13 protein-coding genes and 2 pseudogenes are annotated in these 15,274 nt (G+C 72.4%); 10 read left to right on the top strand and 5 right to left on the bottom strand.

Translation table 11 applies throughout. The features are described 5' to 3' along the window. Positions 1-25: 25 nt before the first annotated feature. On the bottom strand, positions 26-892 hold the full coding sequence (locus ACIQAK_RS00840; RefSeq protein ID WP_366388436.1) for a class I SAM-dependent methyltransferase: 867 nt from the start codon (positions 890-892) through the stop codon (positions 26-28). Positions 893-1,326: 434 nt separating this feature from the next. On the opposite strand from ACIQAK_RS00840, the gene rpsA reads away from it, so the two are divergent. Continuing rightward, the gene (gene rpsA, locus ACIQAK_RS00835) at positions 1,327-2,838 is read left to right on the top strand and encodes a 30S ribosomal protein S1 (protein WP_018512105.1); all 1,512 of its coding nucleotides are present in this window, start codon (positions 1,327-1,329) and stop codon (positions 2,836-2,838) included. A gap of 107 nt (positions 2,839-2,945) precedes the next feature. Here the strand turns inward: rpsA and ACIQAK_RS00830 are convergent. Further along, positions 2,946-3,206 (bottom strand): annotated as a pseudogene (locus ACIQAK_RS00830) (sheath polysaccharide-degrading enzyme); the annotation flags it as partial. A gap of 100 nt (positions 3,207-3,306) precedes the next feature. Between ACIQAK_RS00830 and ACIQAK_RS00825 the strand changes: the two are divergent. From ACIQAK_RS00825 to ACIQAK_RS00815, 3 genes are all read left to right on the top strand, one after another. Further along, the gene (locus tag ACIQAK_RS00825) at positions 3,307-4,245 is read left to right on the top strand and encodes a PAC2 family protein (RefSeq protein ID WP_366388437.1); all 939 of its coding nucleotides are present in this window, start codon (positions 3,307-3,309) and stop codon (positions 4,243-4,245) included. Positions 4,246-4,303: 58 nt separating this feature from the next. Continuing rightward, on the top strand, positions 4,304-4,912 hold the full coding sequence (coaE, locus tag ACIQAK_RS00820) for a dephospho-CoA kinase (RefSeq protein WP_366388438.1): 609 nt from the start codon (positions 4,304-4,306) through the stop codon (positions 4,910-4,912). Positions 4,913-4,979: 67 nt separating this feature from the next. Further along, positions 4,980-5,348, top strand: coding sequence for a tetratricopeptide repeat protein (locus ACIQAK_RS00815; protein ID WP_366388439.1), 369 nt, complete (start codon positions 4,980-4,982; stop codon positions 5,346-5,348). A 42-nt stretch (positions 5,349-5,390) separates the two neighbouring features. Here ACIQAK_RS00815 and ACIQAK_RS00810 read toward each other — a convergent pair whose 3' ends face one another. Further along, positions 5,391-5,699, bottom strand: a complete 309-nt coding sequence (locus ACIQAK_RS00810) for a DUF6343 family protein (protein WP_366388440.1) — start codon at positions 5,697-5,699, stop codon at positions 5,391-5,393. Positions 5,700-5,780: 81 nt separating this feature from the next. Between ACIQAK_RS00810 and ACIQAK_RS00805 the strand changes: the two are divergent. Beyond that, positions 5,781-6,214: pseudogene (locus tag ACIQAK_RS00805) on the top strand (class I SAM-dependent methyltransferase); the annotation flags it as partial. 60 nt (positions 6,215-6,274) lie between these two features. Here the strand turns inward: ACIQAK_RS00805 and ACIQAK_RS00800 are convergent. Then, on the bottom strand, positions 6,275-6,628 hold the full coding sequence (locus tag ACIQAK_RS00800; RefSeq protein WP_366388441.1) for a hypothetical protein: 354 nt from the start codon (positions 6,626-6,628) through the stop codon (positions 6,275-6,277). 347 nt (positions 6,629-6,975) lie between these two features. Here ACIQAK_RS00800 and ACIQAK_RS00795 point away from each other — a divergent pair, with 347 nt between their 5' ends. From ACIQAK_RS00795 to ACIQAK_RS00785, 3 genes are read left to right on the top strand one after another with little or no spacing between them, the layout of a single operon-like run. Then, entirely contained in the window at positions 6,976-10,056 is a 3,081-nt protein-coding gene (locus ACIQAK_RS00795; protein WP_366388442.1) for a DEAD/DEAH box helicase, read from the top strand. After that, positions 10,053-11,420 (top strand): SWIM zinc finger family protein, encoded by a 1,368-nt coding sequence (locus tag ACIQAK_RS00790; protein WP_366388443.1) that lies wholly within the window; start codon positions 10,053-10,055, stop codon positions 11,418-11,420. Before ACIQAK_RS00795 ends, ACIQAK_RS00790 begins: the two co-directional genes overlap by 4 nt. Positions 11,421-11,463: 43 nt before the next feature. Continuing rightward, a complete protein-coding gene (locus tag ACIQAK_RS00785) occupies positions 11,464-12,195 on the top strand; it encodes a hypothetical protein (protein ID WP_366388444.1) in 732 nt (243 codons plus the stop codon). 426 nt (positions 12,196-12,621) lie between these two features. Here the strand turns inward: ACIQAK_RS00785 and ACIQAK_RS00780 are convergent, their stop codons facing one another. Then, positions 12,622-13,833: a pyridoxal phosphate-dependent aminotransferase gene (locus ACIQAK_RS00780; RefSeq protein WP_366388445.1), complete on the bottom strand. Its 1,212-nt coding sequence runs from the start codon at positions 13,831-13,833 to the stop codon at positions 12,622-12,624. Positions 13,834-13,919: 86 nt separating this feature from the next. Here ACIQAK_RS00780 and ACIQAK_RS00775 point away from each other — a divergent pair, with 86 nt between their 5' ends. Then, complete coding sequence (locus ACIQAK_RS00775) at positions 13,920-14,597, top strand: helix-turn-helix domain-containing protein (protein WP_366388446.1); 678 nt, start codon at positions 13,920-13,922, stop codon at positions 14,595-14,597. Positions 14,598-14,618: 21 nt separating this feature from the next. Next, complete coding sequence (locus ACIQAK_RS00770; RefSeq protein ID WP_366388447.1) at positions 14,619-15,272, top strand: uridine kinase; 654 nt, start codon at positions 14,619-14,621, stop codon at positions 15,270-15,272. Positions 15,273-15,274: the final 2 nt, after the last annotated feature.

Below are 15,274 nucleotides of genomic sequence, written 5' to 3'. Positions count from 1 at the left end.
TACGCGGTCCTCCCTCGGGAAGACGTCAGTCCCGCTCGCACACGAAGATCGCCGTCCCCGGGATCAGGTTGCCGCGCAGCGGGGACCAGCCGCCCCACTCCTGGTCGTTCCACGCGGGCCATTCCGGTTCGACCAGGTCGACCAGCCGGAACCCGCCCGCCACCACGTCCCGCACCCGGTCACCAAGCGTGCGGTGGTGCTCCACATAGACGGCGTCGCCCTGTTCGTCCTGCTCGACGTAGGGGACGCGGTCGAAGTACGAGGCGGCGACGGACAGGCCCTCGGGCCCCGGCTCGTCCGGGAACGCCCAGCGGATCGGGTGCGTCACGGAGAAGACCCAGCGCCCGCCGGGCCGCAGCACCCTGCGGACCTCGCGGAAGACCTGGACGGGGTCGGCGACGAAGGGCACCGCCCCGTACGCGGAGCAGGCCAGGTCGAAGGAGGCGTCGCGGAAGGGGAGCCGGCCCGCGTCCGCCTCGACGAGCGGGATGCCCTCGCCGATCCGCAGGGCGTGCTGGAGCTGGCGGTGGGAGAGGTCGAGCGCCACCGGGCGGGCGCCCTGCCCGGCCAGCCAGCGCGAGCACTGGGCGGCCCCGGCGCCGATCTCCAGGACGTCGAGGCCCTTGAGGGAGGAGGCGGGCCCCAGCAGGGCGGCCTCCGCCTCGTCCAGCCCCTCCGGGCCCCAGACGAAGCGGTCGTCCCCCAGGAAACCGCCGTGATCGTTCTGGTACTCGTCGGCGTTGCGGTCCCACCACCCGCGGCTGGCCCGGCTGCTCTCGGCCTCGTCCGCCGCGCGGCGGGTGGCTTCGGGCTCCGCGGGTTCCGCGGGTTCGGCGGGTACTGCGGGTACTGCGGGTTCGTTGGAGTGGGTTCCGTGGATCTCTTGGCTCATCGTGCCCGTCGTTGTAGTTTGCCTTCACTCGCCGCACGCGGTACGCACCAGGAGGGGTACCGCGGTACGGACGCGCGTGCGCGACGCCTTGCCGCACTGCCGTATCGTGTTCGGGCCGATCGGTCCGAACACGCCTCGGAGAACAGGAGTTGCTCCGGTACAGGGCCGTCACGGGGCCGTGGTGCCCCCGGTCCGCGCCTGCGCGCATTGACCCTGTCCGGCTGCCCCCGTATGCTACAAGTTGCGCTGCGAGCCTGCGCGCCTCAGACCTAGCAGGCCGCGCTCGCGTCTGTTGCATGTCCCCTCGGTTGTCGAGGCGTCTCTCCGGAAACGGATTGCGCGCTTTCCAGGCTGTCCGGCTTCTGCAGAGGCGATACGGGCTTTCGGCGTAGCAGTACCTACGACTCTCTGTCCGTACCGGAGCCCTTTCCCACATGACGAGCAGCACCGAGACCACCGCCACCACTCCGCAGGTTGCGGTCAACGACATCGGCGACGCGGACGCGTTCCTCGCGGCGATCGACGAGACGATCAAGTACTTCAACGACGGCGACATCGTTGACGGTGTCATCGTCAAGGTTGACCGGGACGAGGTTCTCCTCGACATCGGTTACAAGACCGAAGGTGTCATCCCGAGCCGCGAGCTCTCGATCAAGCACGACGTCGACCCGAACGAGGTCGTCAAGGTCGGCGACGAGATCGAGGCCCTGGTCCTCCAGAAGGAGGACAAGGAAGGCCGCCTGATCCTCTCGAAGAAGCGCGCTCAGTACGAGCGTGCCTGGGGCACCATCGAGAAGATCAAGGAAGAAGACGGCATCGTCACCGGTACCGTCATCGAGGTCGTCAAGGGTGGTCTCATCCTCGACATCGGCCTCCGCGGCTTCCTCCCGGCGTCGCTCGTCGAGATGCGTCGCGTCCGCGACCTCCAGCCCTACGTGGGCAAGGAGCTCGAGGCGAAGATCATCGAGCTGGACAAGAACCGCAACAACGTGGTCCTGTCCCGCCGCGCCTGGCTCGAGCAGACCCAGTCCGAGGTTCGCCAGACGTTCCTCACCACCCTGCAGAAGGGTCAGGTCCGCTCCGGCGTCGTCTCCTCGATCGTCAACTTCGGTGCCTTCGTGGACCTGGGTGGCGTCGACGGTCTCGTGCACGTCTCCGAGCTGTCCTGGAAGCACATCGACCACCCCTCCGAGGTTGTCGAGGTCGGTCAGGAAGTCACCGTCGAGGTCCTCGACGTCGACATGGACCGCGAGCGCGTCTCCCTGTCGCTCAAGGCGACGCAGGAAGACCCGTGGCAGCAGTTCGCCCGGACGCACCAGATCGGTCAGGTCGTCCCGGGTAAGGTCACCAAGCTCGTTCCGTTCGGTGCGTTCGTCCGCGTCGACGAGGGCATCGAGGGTCTGGTCCACATCTCCGAGCTGGCCGAGCGCCACGTGGAGATCCCGGAGCAGGTCGTCCAGGTCAACGACGAGATCTTCGTCAAGGTCATCGACATCGACCTCGAGCGCCGTCGCATCAGCCTCTCGCTGAAGCAGGCCAACGAGTCCTTCGGTGGCGACCCGGCCTCGGTCGAGTTCGACCCGACGCTGTACGGCATGGCCGCGTCGTACGACGACCAGGGCAACTACATCTACCCCGAGGGCTTCGACCCCGAGACCAACGACTGGCTCGAGGGCTTCGAGGCGCAGCGCGAGGTCTGGGAGACCCAGTACGCCGAGGCGCAGCAGCGCTTCGAGCAGCACCAGGCCCAGGTCATCAAGTCTCGCGAGGCCGACGAGGCCGCCGCTGCCGAGGGTGCTGCCGCCCCGGCCGGCGCCGCTCCGGCCGCCTCCGGCGGCTCCGGTGGCGGTTCGTACTCCTCGGAGTCGGCGGACAACTCCGGCGCCCTGGCGTCGGACGAGGCCCTGGCTGCCCTGCGCGAGAAGCTGGCGGGCGGCCAGAGCTGAAGCTCCGGACCCCGACGGCGACGGCTCATCGGCTGCGGTAAAGCTGTAGAGCGGTAAGTGAGGCCCGTTCCCTTCGGGGGGCGGGCCTCACTCGCGTAGACAAGTGCCTACGGCGTCACGGTGATGTTGGTCAGTCCCCGGCCGCCGGTGACGGTGCTGCTCGCGTGCACCGCGGTGCGGCAGCCGGCGCTGTTGCCGGTGACGTCGACCGCGAGCTGCCGGTCGCCGGTGGCGCCGGACAGGTTCGAGGTGTTGTTGCGGAAGACCGTGCCGCAGCCCCGGCCGCTCTGCTGGGTGTGGGTCTCGTAGCCGTTGTCGGTGGCGCGGGTCCCCCTGTCGCCCTCGACCAGGACGTCGTTGCCCTTGACTGACGGCCCGTGAAGCTCCCTTGCCGGAAACCCGGGTGGTGGGGAATGCCCATGCGGCCGGGCGCGTTCTTCCCTAGGAACACGAGGAGGAGCGGTAACCGTGCCTGATCCGCAGAGTTTGTACGAATGGGAGCCGAAGGGCCTGGCCGTCGTCGACATGGCGCTGGCCCAGGAGTCGGCCGGCCTGGTCATGCTCTACCACTTCGACGGATACATCGACGCGGGCGAGACCGGCGAGCAGATCGTCGAGGGCCTGCTCGAAACGCTGCCCCACCAGGTCGTGGCCCGCTTCGACCACGACCGGCTCGTCGACTACCGCGCACGGCGCCCGCTGCTGACCTTCCGGCGCGACCGCTGGACGTCCTTCGAGGCCCCGACCCTGGAGGTCCGGGTGGTCCAGGACGCCACCGGGGCGCCCTTCCTGCTGCTGTCGGGCCCGGAGCCGGACGTGGAGTGGGAGCGGTTCGCCGCCGCCGTGGAGCAGATCGTCGAGCGCCTCGGCGTGCGCCTCGCGGTCAACTTCCACGGCATCCCCATGGGCGTCCCGCACACCCGCCCCGTCGGCATCACCCCGCACGGCAACCGCACGGACCTGATGCCGGGCCACCGCAGCCCGTTCGACGAGGCCCAGGTCCCCGGCTCGGCCGAATCCCTCGTCGAGTACCGGCTGATGGAGTCCGGCCACGACGTCCTCGGGGTCGCCACCCACGTCCCGCACTACGTCGCCCGGTCCGCCTACCCGGACGCGGCCCTGACCGCGCTGGAGGCGATCACCGCGGCGACCGGCCTGGTCCTGCCCGCCCTCGCGCACTCGCTGCGCACCGAGGCCCACCGCACCCAGACCGAGATCGACCGGCAGATCGGCCAGGGCGACGAGGAGCTGGTCTCCCTCGTCGAGGGCCTTGAGCATCAGTACGACGCGATCGCCGGCTCCGAGACCCGCGGCAACCTCGTCGCCGAACCGGCCGACCTGCCGTCCGCAGACGAGCTCGGCCGCGAGTTCGAGCGCTTCCTCGCCGAGCGGGAGGGTGAGGGCTGAGCCCGCGAGGGGGAGGGCGGCGGCTGAGCGCCCCGGCCGGACCCGTAGGCTGCGGCCCATGCTGAAAGTGGGCCTGACCGGTGGGATCGGCGCCGGCAAGAGTGAGGTGTCGCGGCGACTCGTCGAGTACGGCGCCGTGCTGATCGACTCCGACCGGATCGCGCGCGAGGTCGTCGAACCCGGCACCCCCGGGCTCGCGGCCGTGGTCGAGGAGTTCGGGCCGGACATCCTGGCCGCCGACGGCACGCTGGACCGCCCGGCGCTCGGTGCGATCGTCTTCGCCGACCCGGACCGCCGCGCCGCGCTGAACGCGATCGTCCACCCGTTGGTCGGCGCCCGCGCCGCCGAGCTGGAACGGGAGGCCGGCGGGGACGCCGTCGTCATCCATGACGTACCGCTGCTGGCGGAGAACGGCCTCGCCCCGTTCTACGACCTGGTCGTGGTGGTGGACGCCTCCCCCGAGACCCAGCTCGACCGGCTGGTGAACGTGCGCGGAACGACCGAGTCCGACGCCCGCGCCAGGATGGCGGCCCAGGCGACCCGCGAGGAGCGCCTCGCCGTCGCCGATCTGACCGTGGACAACGACGGGCCGCTGGAGGCGCTGGAGCCCCAGGTCCGCGGGGTCTGGGAGGAACTGCTGCGCAGGGCGGCCGCCACCACGCGCTGATCTTGAGCGGGCATATTCCGGCCGTGGTGGATGTTGGAAACGCGGCAGCCGAGGGAAGGATGCGACCGTGCCCGAGAGCAACCCGGAAACCCATGTCATCGATTTCCGCGCGGCCGAGCAGCTGCTCGACGCCCGGGACCCCCGGGGCGCGGTGAAGCTCCTCGACTCGGTGATCGCCGCCCACCCCGAGAACACCGCCGCCCGGCTGCTGCGGGCCCGCGCCTTCTTCGCCTCCGCCCAACTGCGCCCCGCCGAGCTGGAGTTCGAGCTGGTGCTGGAGCGTGAGCCGGACAACGCGTTCGCCCACCACGCCCTGGCCCGCACCTTCGAGCGGGCGGGCCGCCCGGAACAGGCGATGCGCCACTTCCGGCTCGCGGCGGCGCTCGACCCGAAGCCGGAGTATCTGAAGGCGGCCAGGTTCGACGCCGGGGACTGACCGGCGACGGGGCGGGTGCGTGGCCGCCCGCCCCGGTCGGCGTCACGGTGGCTTCGTACCGTCCCGCGGGTCCGTCCCGCGCCCCTGGCCGCGCCCGCCCCGGTCGGGTTCGTACGGCGGCACGTCCCGGCCCGGCTGGTAGTGCGCTCCCTGGCGCATACGGTACGCGACCACGCAGAGGTCCAGGAGGGTGAGGGCGAGGAGCACCGCGCAGGCCACCGCCCAGCCCGGCCGCCCGGTCAGGGAGAAGGCCAGCAGACCGAAGAGCGCCCAGAACGTCCCCCACAGACTCAGCCAGAGCCGCATCCGCAGCGGACTGCGGGCGGTCACGGGCTCACTCCCGGTACGCATGGCGATCACCTCACCCCTCCAGCATGGACCCGCCTGGCTCCCGGCGGGAACCACGGCCCCGGGGCGTCTCGCGGGTCCTGCATGGGTGAATCACTGGTACGTGAGGGATACGCGGGGACTGGCCCGGGGGCCATCACACCGGACGGTTGCGCCGTCGAGCTCTACCGGCGGCCGCCGTGGGCGAGGAACCGGACGTGATCGCGGGCGCGGCCCCCGTCGGCGCGACCATCCTCGAACTGGGCTGCGGAGCGGGCCGGGTGACCCACCCGCTCGTCGGGCGCGGCTTCACCGTGACGGCGGTGGACGAGTCGGCGGAGATGCTGGAGCAGATCGACGGCGCCCGTACGGTGCGCAGCCCCATGGAGGCACTGGACCTCGGCGCCGAGCGCTTCGACGTCGTGCTGCTGAGCTCGTTCCTGGTCCACGCGGGTGAGCACCGGGTGCGGGATGCGATGCTCCGCGTCTGCCGCCGCCACGTGCACGAGGGTGTCGCTGCGCTGCGGCGGGTCGGTGCACGAGGGTGTCGCTGTGCCGCGGCGGGTCGGTGCACGAAGGTGTCGCTGCGCCGCGGCGGGTCAGTGCACGAAGGTGTAGCTGCGCCACGGTGGGCCGCTCTCGGCCGCCACGTCGCTGAACCGGGTGGCCAGGTAGGTCGTCCCGCCGCCGGAGCAGTCCCGGGTGGGGTAGAGGACGATGTCGACCAGCGTGCCGTTCTCCACCTCGCGGACCCCGGCGGGGGCCAGCCGGTGGCAGCCGCGTACCGACGGGCTGTTCACCTGCACCACCGCCTCGCGGTCGGTGGTGTACGTCACCGGGCCGACGGCGGTGCGGCCGAGGCCGGAGCAGCCGGAGACGGTCAGGGCCAGGAGCGAGGCTGCCGCGACGGCGCCGAGACGGCGACGGCGGGGATCAAGCGCGGTCACGGACATGGGCGGGTCCTCGTCTGCTCGTCCGGTGCTCGTCCGGCTCTCATCGGTACGCCGGTGAGACGTGCTGGCGCTGGCCACCCTGCCCGCTTCCCACCACCCCGGCATCCCCTGCGCGGCCGACCGGGCGACGAGGCGAACCCCGGCCGTTCGCCGTGCACCTCCCTGGGATACCGATCGCCCGTCACTGGACGTGGCCGGTGCCGGACAGTGCCGGGCGCGCCGCATACCGCTGTGAACTGGGGCGATACGGCTGCGGGCCGCGTTGTCAGACCCCCGGCCTAGACTCGCGGAGTCAGCATGAACCGTGCTGGCCGACCCAGCGGATCAGGCGGGAGGGGGTGGCCGGAATGACGTCACAGGACACACGTGCCCCGGGCGGTGGCGAGCTGCTGCCCGCGGACATCGGCCGCCTGCTGCGCTGCGCGGCGGTCTTCCTGCCCGGCCCGGTCCCGCGAGAAGGACAGATCGCCTTCTGGGACCCGCAGGCCCACGGTGACCGGGCCGCGCGGAGCGGATCCTCCTTCACCTACGCGGACTACGCCTACGCCGACGCCCGGGCCCCGGCCGACGCCGTGCCCTACCGCGCGGCCGAGCTCACGGTCGTCCGGCGGGATGCCGGGCGGGACGGGGCATCGGACGTCCAGGGAACCGTCCGGCGGGTCCTCGGGGCATCGGACGTGCGGCGGGCCGGGTCGCCGGGCCCGGAACAGCCCGGTGTCCGGAGCGCGGAGGTGCCCGCCGCGCTGCTCTCCGTGGCCGACGCGCTGCCCGTGCTCGTCCGCGCCCGGCACCAGGCGTCCGCCCACCCCGCCACCCGCTGCTGGGGCGCGGCGGCGCTGCACGCGCTCCACCTGGTCGCGCGCGGCAGGCTCCTGCCCGGCCTCACGGCGGGCGGCCACGACGCCTGGCGGGCGGGCCCGAGGGACGCCGAGGACGTCGCGCACCTGCGGGCCACCGCCGCGGCGCTGCCCCCCGAGGGGTACGCGGTGCCGCTCCCGGGAATCGACCCGCCCGAGCTCCCCGACCCGGAGGCGCTGATCGGGTCCTTCCTGGACGCCGTCGCCGACACACTCCCGCGCACCCCCGCCGCCGCCTACGCGATGGGCGCGCCCTTCGCCGCCCGTGAGCCCCAGCACCTGCCGCACGCCGCCGCCTGGGCCGTCGAGGTGGCCTCAGGACTGGACGCGGGCGTACGGGTCTCGCTCCGGCTCGACCTCTCCACCTACGAGCTGTTCGACACCGCCGACACCTACGCCGTCACCGCCTCCGGCGAGGAAGCCGGACCGGGCACCCCGGAGCACCCCGACGACCCGGCCGTCCGGCACGCGGCCGCGGCCGTCGTCCAGGTGCACAGCCTCGCCGACCCGACGTACGTGGTCGACGCGGCCGCCCTGTGGCACGGCGTGGCGGGCGAGCCGTTCGGGCCCCGCGCCCGGGTCGACGCCGTGCTGGCGCTGCGCCGGGCCGCCCGGGTGTGGGCCCCGCTCGCCCGCCTGCTGGACCAGCCCGTCCCCGACGTGCTCGCCATCACCGAGGACGAGCTGTACGAGCTGCTGAGCGACGCGGGGGCCCGGCTGGCGGGGGCGGGGGTCCACGTCCACTGGCCGCGCGAGCTGGCCCGTTCGCTCACCGCGGCCGCCGTCGTGCGGCCGGCGCCCGGATCGGCGACCGACGGCACCTCGTTCTTCGACGCCGAGCAGCTCTTCGCCTTCGACTGGCAGCTGTCCCTGGGCGACGAGCGGCTGACCGAGGCCGAGATGGACACCCTCGCCGAGGCCCACCGCCCGGTGGTGCGGCTGCGCGACCAGTGGGTGGTCGTCGACCCCGCCCTCGTCCGCAAGGCACGCAAGCGGGAGCTGGGGCTGCTCGACCCGGTGGACGCGCTGGCCGTCGCCCTCACCGGGAGCGCCGAGGTGGACGGTGAGCAGGTCGAAGCGGTCCCCGCCGGAGCCCTCGCCGCGCTCCGTACGCGCATCCTCGCCGAGGACACGACGATCGCACCACCGCCCGGCCTGGCGGCGACCCTGCGCGACTACCAGCTGCGCGGCCTGGCCTGGCTGGACCGGATGACCTCGCTCGGGCTCGGCGGCTGTCTCGCCGACGACATGGGCCTCGGCAAGACGATCACCCTCATCGCCCTCCATCTGCACCGCGCGCGGCAGGCCCCCACCCTGGTGGTCTGCCCCGCCTCCCTCCTCGGCAACTGGCACCGGGAGATCAGCCGCTTCGCCCCCGGTGTCCCGGTCCGCCGCTTCCACGGCACCGACCGGACCCTGGGCGAGCTGGACGGCGGCTTCGTCCTCACCACGTACGGCACCATGCGATCCAGCGCCGCCCAGCTCGCCGCGCACACCTGGGGCCTGGTCGTCGCCGACGAGGCCCAGCACGTCAAGAACCCGCACTCCTCCACCGCGAAGGCCCTGCGGACCATTCCCGCCCCGGCCAGGGTCGCCCTGACCGGCACTCCCGTGGAGAACAACCTCTCCGAGCTCTGGGCGCTGCTCGACTGGACGACCCCCGGACTGCTCGGCCCGCTCAAGGCGTTCCGGGCCCGGCACGCCCGGATCGTGGAGAACACCGGGACGGCCGCCGGCCTGGGCAACGAGGAGGCGGTCGAGCGGCTCTCCCGGCTGGTCCGCCCCTTCCTGCTCCGCCGCAAGAAGTCCGACCCCGGCATCGCCCCCGAGCTGCCGCCCAAGACGGAGACCGACCACCCCGTCTCCCTCACCCGGGAGCAGGCCACGCTGTACGAGGCGGCCGTGCGCGAGACGATGGCGCAGATCGAGGCGGCCGAGGGCATCGCCCGGCGCGGGCTCGTCATGAAGCTGCTGGCCTCGCTCAAGCAGATCTGCAACCACCCGGCGCAGTATCTGAAGGAGGAGCCCACCCGGCTCACCGGCCGTTCCGGCAAGCTCGCCCTGCTGGACGAGCTCCTCGACACGATCCTCTCCGAGGACGGCTCGGTCCTGATCTTCACCCAGTACGTGACCATGGCCAGGCTCCTCTCCGCGCACCTCGCCTCCCGCGCCTTCCCCTCGCAGCTCCTGCACGGCGGTACGCCGGTGCCCGAGCGGGAACGGATGGTGGACCGCTTCCAGTCCGCCGAGGTCCCCGTCTTCCTGCTCTCTCTCAAGGCCGCCGGGACCGGACTGAACCTCACCCGCGCCGCCCATGTCATCCACTACGACCGCTGGTGGAACCCGGCCGTGGAGGAGCAGGCCACCGACCGGGCGTACCGCATCGGGCAGACCCAGCCCGTGCAGGTCCACCGCCTCATCGCGGAGGGCACGGTGGAGGACCGGATCGCCGAGCTGCTGGAGTCCAAGAGGGCCCTCGCGGACGCGGTCCTGTCGACCGGTGAGAGTGCCCTCACCGAGCTCAGCGACCGTGACCTCGCCGACCTCGTCTCGCTGAGGAGGCCGGCATGAGCCCCCGCCCGACGCCCGGTTCGGCACCGCGCGAGGACGCCCGCCCGGCATCCCGTACGGGCCCCCGCTCCCGCCCGGGCCCCGACGACCTGCGGCGCACCTTCGACGCGGTGCCGGCCCGCACCTCCCGGGAGGGCGAGCCCTTCGCGGACAGCTGGTGGGGCCGCGCCTGGGTGGCCGCGCTGGAGTCGCTGTCGATGGACGAGGCCCGGCTCGCCCGCGGCCGCGCGTACGCCGACGAGGGCCAGGTCGCCGCGGTCACCGTCACCCCCGGGCGCGTGGTGGCCTATGTGCGCGGCAGCCGCGTCCGGCCCTACCGCGCCGAGCTGCGCCTGCGCACCCTCACCGACAGCGGCTGGGACACCCTGCTCGACGCGGTCGCCGCCCACCCCGGCCACCTCTCCGCGCTGCTGGCCAAGGAGATGCCGCATTCCCTGGCCGACACCGCGCGGGAGGCCGACGTCCGGCTGCTGCCCGGCGCCGACGACCTGGACCCGAGCTGTACGTGCCCCGACCACGGCCGGCCCTGCAAGCACGTCGCCGCGCTCTGCTTCCAGACCGCACGGCTGCTCGACAGCGACCCCTTCGTCCTGCTGCTGATGCGGGGCCGGGGCGAGCGTGAACTCCTCGACGAGCTGGGCCGCCGCAACGCCGAACACTCCGCCCGCGAGCGCCCCGCCACCCCCGTCCCCCCGTCGGTCGACGCACACGAGGCGTTCGCGGACCGGTTCCTGCCGCCGCTCCCGGCGCCCCTGCCCGTAGCCCCGTATCCGGGCCAGCCGCCGTCCTTCCCGGACCTGCCGGGCGCGCGCGATCCGCTGGGCCTGGACCACCTCGCCACCGACGCCGCCGCCCGCGCGCACGCCCTGCTGACGACGGGCCGCGATCCGCTCGCCGGGCTCACCCCCTGGCAGGACGCCGTCCGGATCGCCGCCTCCCGCCCGACCGCCGGGCTCACCGCCACCACCCGCGCGCTCTACCGGGAGCTCGCCCACGCCACCGGCCGCAACACCACCGACCTGGCCCGTGCCGTGGCCGCCTGGCGGCAGGGAGGCGCCGAGGGCCTCATGGTCCTGGAGAGCCCCTGGGACCCGCCGGCCGGTCCCTTCGACCGGGCCAGGCCCCTGCTGGCCGCCGCCGGGTTCCCGCGCTTCACGCCCCGGCGCAACCACCTCACCCACCCGGCCGGCTCGCTCCAGCTCCGCTTCGGCCACGACGCCCGCTGGTACGGCTACGAGTCCGACCCCGGCGCCGAGGACTGGTGGCCCCGCGCCACCCCGGACCCGGACCCGGTCGCCGCCCTGGAAGCGCTGCTGACCGGCGACACGGTCACGGCCGACCCCGACGACACGTACGTGCGGTAAAAGCCTTGGCCACAGCGCAGTTGGCGCTGTTAGCGTCCTCGACGTGGCGAAACTCAATCAGATCATCGCAGTGGAGAAGGGCGTCAAGTCCAAGGCGCACCAGGACCTGACGGCGGCACATCACGGCCTGCAGAAGGCCGGACTGCTGGCCGGCATCTCCCGGACCTACCAGACCAAGGACGAGGAGGGCGAGCAGCTTCCGCCCGAGTCGACGCTGGTCCAGGTCAAGGCCGAGGACGTGCTGCGGGACACCGCCGCGACGCTCACCCGGCTCTTCGATGTGACCGCCACGAAGGACTGGGCGAACTGCTCGGCCAGGGCCGATGTGTCGGTGGACGGCCGGGTGCTGGTGAGCGAGGTGCCGGTGTCGTATCTGCTCTTCCTGGAGAAGCAGTTGACCGACCTCAACACCTTCATCCGCAAGCTGCCGGTGCTGGACGCCGCCGAGTCCTGGGTGCAGGACCCGTCGACCGACTCCTGGAAGACCGAGCCGGTCCGGACGGTCCGGACGAAGAAGGTGCCCCGCAACCATGTGAAGGCGGAGGCCACCGAGAAGCACCCGGCACAGGTCGAGGTGTACTACGAGGACATCCCGATCGGGTACTGGACGACCGTCAAGTTCTCCGGGTCGCTGCCCGCACGGCGCGTCAACGAGCTGCTGGACCGGGTCGAGAAGCTCCAGCAGGCCGTGAAGTTCGCCCGCGAGGAGGCCAACGGCGCGGAGGTCACCGACCAGCGGGTGGGTGATGCGGTATTCGGTTACCTCTTCGGGTGACCGACCATGGATTCCCCGGCCGCCGATGACGGTGACCGGGGTGCGCGAGGAGCGCAAGCTGAACCTGAAGCTTGTCGTGAAGGCGCGGTTCCAGTGGAGGTTCGACTCCTCCCTCCGGCACGGGCCGGAGTAGCCCAAGCAGGCAGAGGCAGACCGCCGTCAATCTCAGACTCTTGCTCCAGACTCAGCATTCGCCGCCGATCGCCGGATCGAACGGGCCCGGGCCCGCGCGCGTCGAGATGCCGGTTCAAGTCCGGCCCGCAGAGCTTCGATCTGCGGTGGTCCAAAGGCAGGACGCGACGACATCATGACTGACCCGGACCCTTAAACGTGCCGGCGTGCCCGATGGGCGGCACACTCAGGGCCCGGAGGCCGGCTATGCCTCCGGGCCCGCTCCCGTTCGCGGGGCGGACCCGCACGAGCGGATCACTGCCGGTATCCGTTCAGGAAGCGGCCGATGCGGCTGATCGCCGCGTCGAGGTCGTCGGCGTACGGGAGGGTCAGAATGCGGAAGTGGTCCGGGCGCGGCCAGCTGAAGCCCGTGCCCTGCACCACCTGGATCTTCTCCCGCAGCAGCAGGTCCAGCACGAACTTCTCGTCGTCGACGATGGGGTGCACCTTCGGATCGATGCGCGGGAACGCGTACAGCGCGCCCTTCGGCTTCACGCACGAGACCCCGGGGATCTCGTTCAGCCGCTCCCAGGCCCGGTCCCGCTGCTCGTACAGCCTGCCGCCCGGCGCGACCAGCTCCCGGATGGACTGCCGGCCGCCGAGCGCGGCCTGGATGGCGTACTGCGCGGGCGCGTTGGGGCACAGCCGCATGGAGGCCAGCATGGTGAGGCCCTCCAGATAGCTGCGGGCGTGCTGCTGCGGCCCGGACACCACCATCCAGCCGGAGCGGAACCCGGCCACCCGGTACGTCTTCGACAGCCCGCTGAAGGTGAGGCAGACCAGATCCGGGGCGAGGACGGCCGCGCTGTGGTGCTCGGCCCCGTCGTACAGGATCTGGTCGTAGATCTCGTCGGCGAACACCATCAGCCCGTGCCGGCGGGCGAGATCGAGAATGCCCTCGAGGATCTCGCGCGGATAGACCGCGCCGGTGGGGTTGTTCGGGTTGATGATCACCACGGCCTTGGTCCGGTCGGTGATCTTCGACGCCAGGTCGGCGAGGTCCGGGTTCCAGTCGGACTCCTCGTCGCAGATGTAGTGCACGGCCCTGCCGCCCGCGAGCGTGGTAACCGCCGTCCAGAGCGGGAAGTCCGGGGCCGGGATCAGCACCTCGTCGCCGTCCTCCAGCAGCGCCTGGACGGCCATGGAGATCAGCTCGGAGACCCCGTTGCCGAGAAAGATGTCGTCCACGTCGACCTCGGTGAGCCCCATAGCCTGGTAGCGCTGGGCCACCGCCCGCCGCGCGGAGAGGATGCCGCGCGAATCGGTGTAGCCGTGGGCCTGGGGCAGCATCCGGATCATGTCCTGGACGATCTCCTCCGGCGCCTCGAAGCCGAAGAGCGCCGGGTTGCCCGTGTTGAGCCGCAGCACGCTGTGGCCCGCTTCCTCCAGGGCGTTGGCGTGCTCGATGACCGGGCCCCGGATCTCGTAACAGACCTCGTTGAGCTTGCTGGACTGCCGGAACTCCATGCGTTGCCTCCCCGAGCCGAACTGCGATACTTGGTTTTACCAAGTGGAAGCTTGGAAAGTCCAACAACATGTCTAGACTGCGTCGCATGCCACGTCAGCAGCCCGCCGCATCACGCCCCGTCAGACGCCGGAGCTACGACCAGTTCTGCGCCACCGCCCGCGCCCTCGACTCCGTCGGCGACCGGTGGACGCTGCTGATCGTCCGCGAACTGCTGGCCGGACCCCGCCGCTACACCGACCTCCACGCCGACCTGCCGGGCGTCTCCACCGATGTCCTGGCCTCCCGCCTCAAGGACATGGAACAGGGTGGCCTCGCCGTACGCCGCAGACTGCCGCCGCCCGCCGCCGCGTCGGTCTACGAGCTGACCGAGCGCGGCCACGGCCTGCTGCCCGTCCTCACCGCCCTCGCCGAGTGGGGAGCCCCCGCCCTCGCCGAGCGCCGTCCCACCGACGCCGTACGCGCCCACTGGTTCGCCCTGCCGCTGCTGCCCGCGCTGGCCGGACTCACCCAGGAGGGCGTCCTCGAAGTCCGTCTCGACGAGGGCGAGTTCCATGTCCGTACGGGCGGGGGAGCGGCGGTCGGCCTCAAGGGCGAGCCGTACGGGTTCGGTCCGGCACCCCGACCCGACGCCTGCATCACCCTCGACGCCGGACTGTGCCTGGAGCTGGGGCGCGGCGGCGTGACCCTCGCGGAGGCGGTCGAGGACGGGCGGATCGAGGTGGCGGGGGATGGGCCGCTCGCCGCCGAGCTGCGGGGTGGCTGACGCGGCGAGGATGATGGAGGCGTGCGACTCGAAGCGATCACCTGGGAACGGCTGGCCGGCGAGCTGGCCCGGCACAGCGACGGCCTCTGTGCCGCCGACGGGGCGCCCTGGCTCACCCTCGGCATCGACGGCGCCCCGGCCGCGCACACCGCTGACCTGGCCGAACGTGTAGCCGATGAGCTGAGGTTGCGCGGCCGGTCGGTGCTCACCGTCTCCACCGAGGGCTTCCTGCGCCCGGCGAGCCTGCGCTTCGAGTACGGCAAGGAGGACCCGGACTCGTACGCCGACAGCTGGTTCGACACGGGGGCGCTCTGGCGCGAGGTGTTCGGGCCGCTGGAGGCGGGCGGCTCCGGGCGGGTGTTGCCCGACCTGTGGGATCCGGTCACCGACCGGGCCACCCGGACGCCCTACCATCCGCTGCCCGAGGGCGGGGTGGTGATCGTGCACGGGCCGCTGCTGCTGGGCCACTGGTTCCCGTTCGCGCTGAGCGTCCATGTGCGGCTCTCGCCGGGCGCGTTGGTGCGGCGCACGGCGGAAGCGGAGCGGTGGACGCTGCCGGCTTTCGCCCGGTACGAGGACGAGGTGGTGCCCGCCGACATGGCGGACGTGGTCGTGCGCGCGGACGACCCGCTCCATCCGGCGTGGTCGGGGCTGGGCGGCGGCCTTCGGCGTTGACC

Source organism: Streptomyces sp. NPDC088706, from assembly GCF_044752765.1.
Lineage (GTDB): Bacteria > Actinomycetota > Actinomycetes > Streptomycetales > Streptomycetaceae > Streptomyces.
Note: the sequence above shows the minus strand (reverse complement) of the source record. Positions and strands in the feature narration are given on the sequence as shown.

Excerpts from the sequence above, each read along its gene's own strand:
- ACIQAK_RS00790 (WP_366388443.1), top strand. The coding sequence starts at position 10,053 with ATGAGCCCCCGCCCGACGCCCGGTTCGGCACCGCGCGAGGACGCCCGC.
- ACIQAK_RS00810 (WP_366388440.1), bottom strand. The coding sequence starts at position 5,699 with ATGCGTACCGGGAGTGAGCCCGTGACCGCCCGCAGTCCGCTGCGGATG.
- ACIQAK_RS00800 (WP_366388441.1), bottom strand. The coding sequence starts at position 6,628 with ATGTCCGTGACCGCGCTTGATCCCCGCCGTCGCCGTCTCGGCGCCGTC.
- rpsA (WP_018512105.1), top strand. The coding sequence starts at position 1,327 with ATGACGAGCAGCACCGAGACCACCGCCACCACTCCGCAGGTTGCGGTC.
- ACIQAK_RS00775 (WP_366388446.1), top strand. The coding sequence starts at position 13,920 with ATGCCACGTCAGCAGCCCGCCGCATCACGCCCCGTCAGACGCCGGAGC.
- coaE (WP_366388438.1), top strand. The coding sequence starts at position 4,304 with ATGCTGAAAGTGGGCCTGACCGGTGGGATCGGCGCCGGCAAGAGTGAG.
- ACIQAK_RS00795 (WP_366388442.1), top strand. The coding sequence starts at position 6,976 with ATGACGTCACAGGACACACGTGCCCCGGGCGGTGGCGAGCTGCTGCCC.
- ACIQAK_RS00780 (WP_366388445.1), bottom strand. The coding sequence starts at position 13,833 with ATGGAGTTCCGGCAGTCCAGCAAGCTCAACGAGGTCTGTTACGAGATC.
- ACIQAK_RS00840 (WP_366388436.1), bottom strand. The coding sequence starts at position 892 with ATGAGCCAAGAGATCCACGGAACCCACTCCAACGAACCCGCAGTACCC.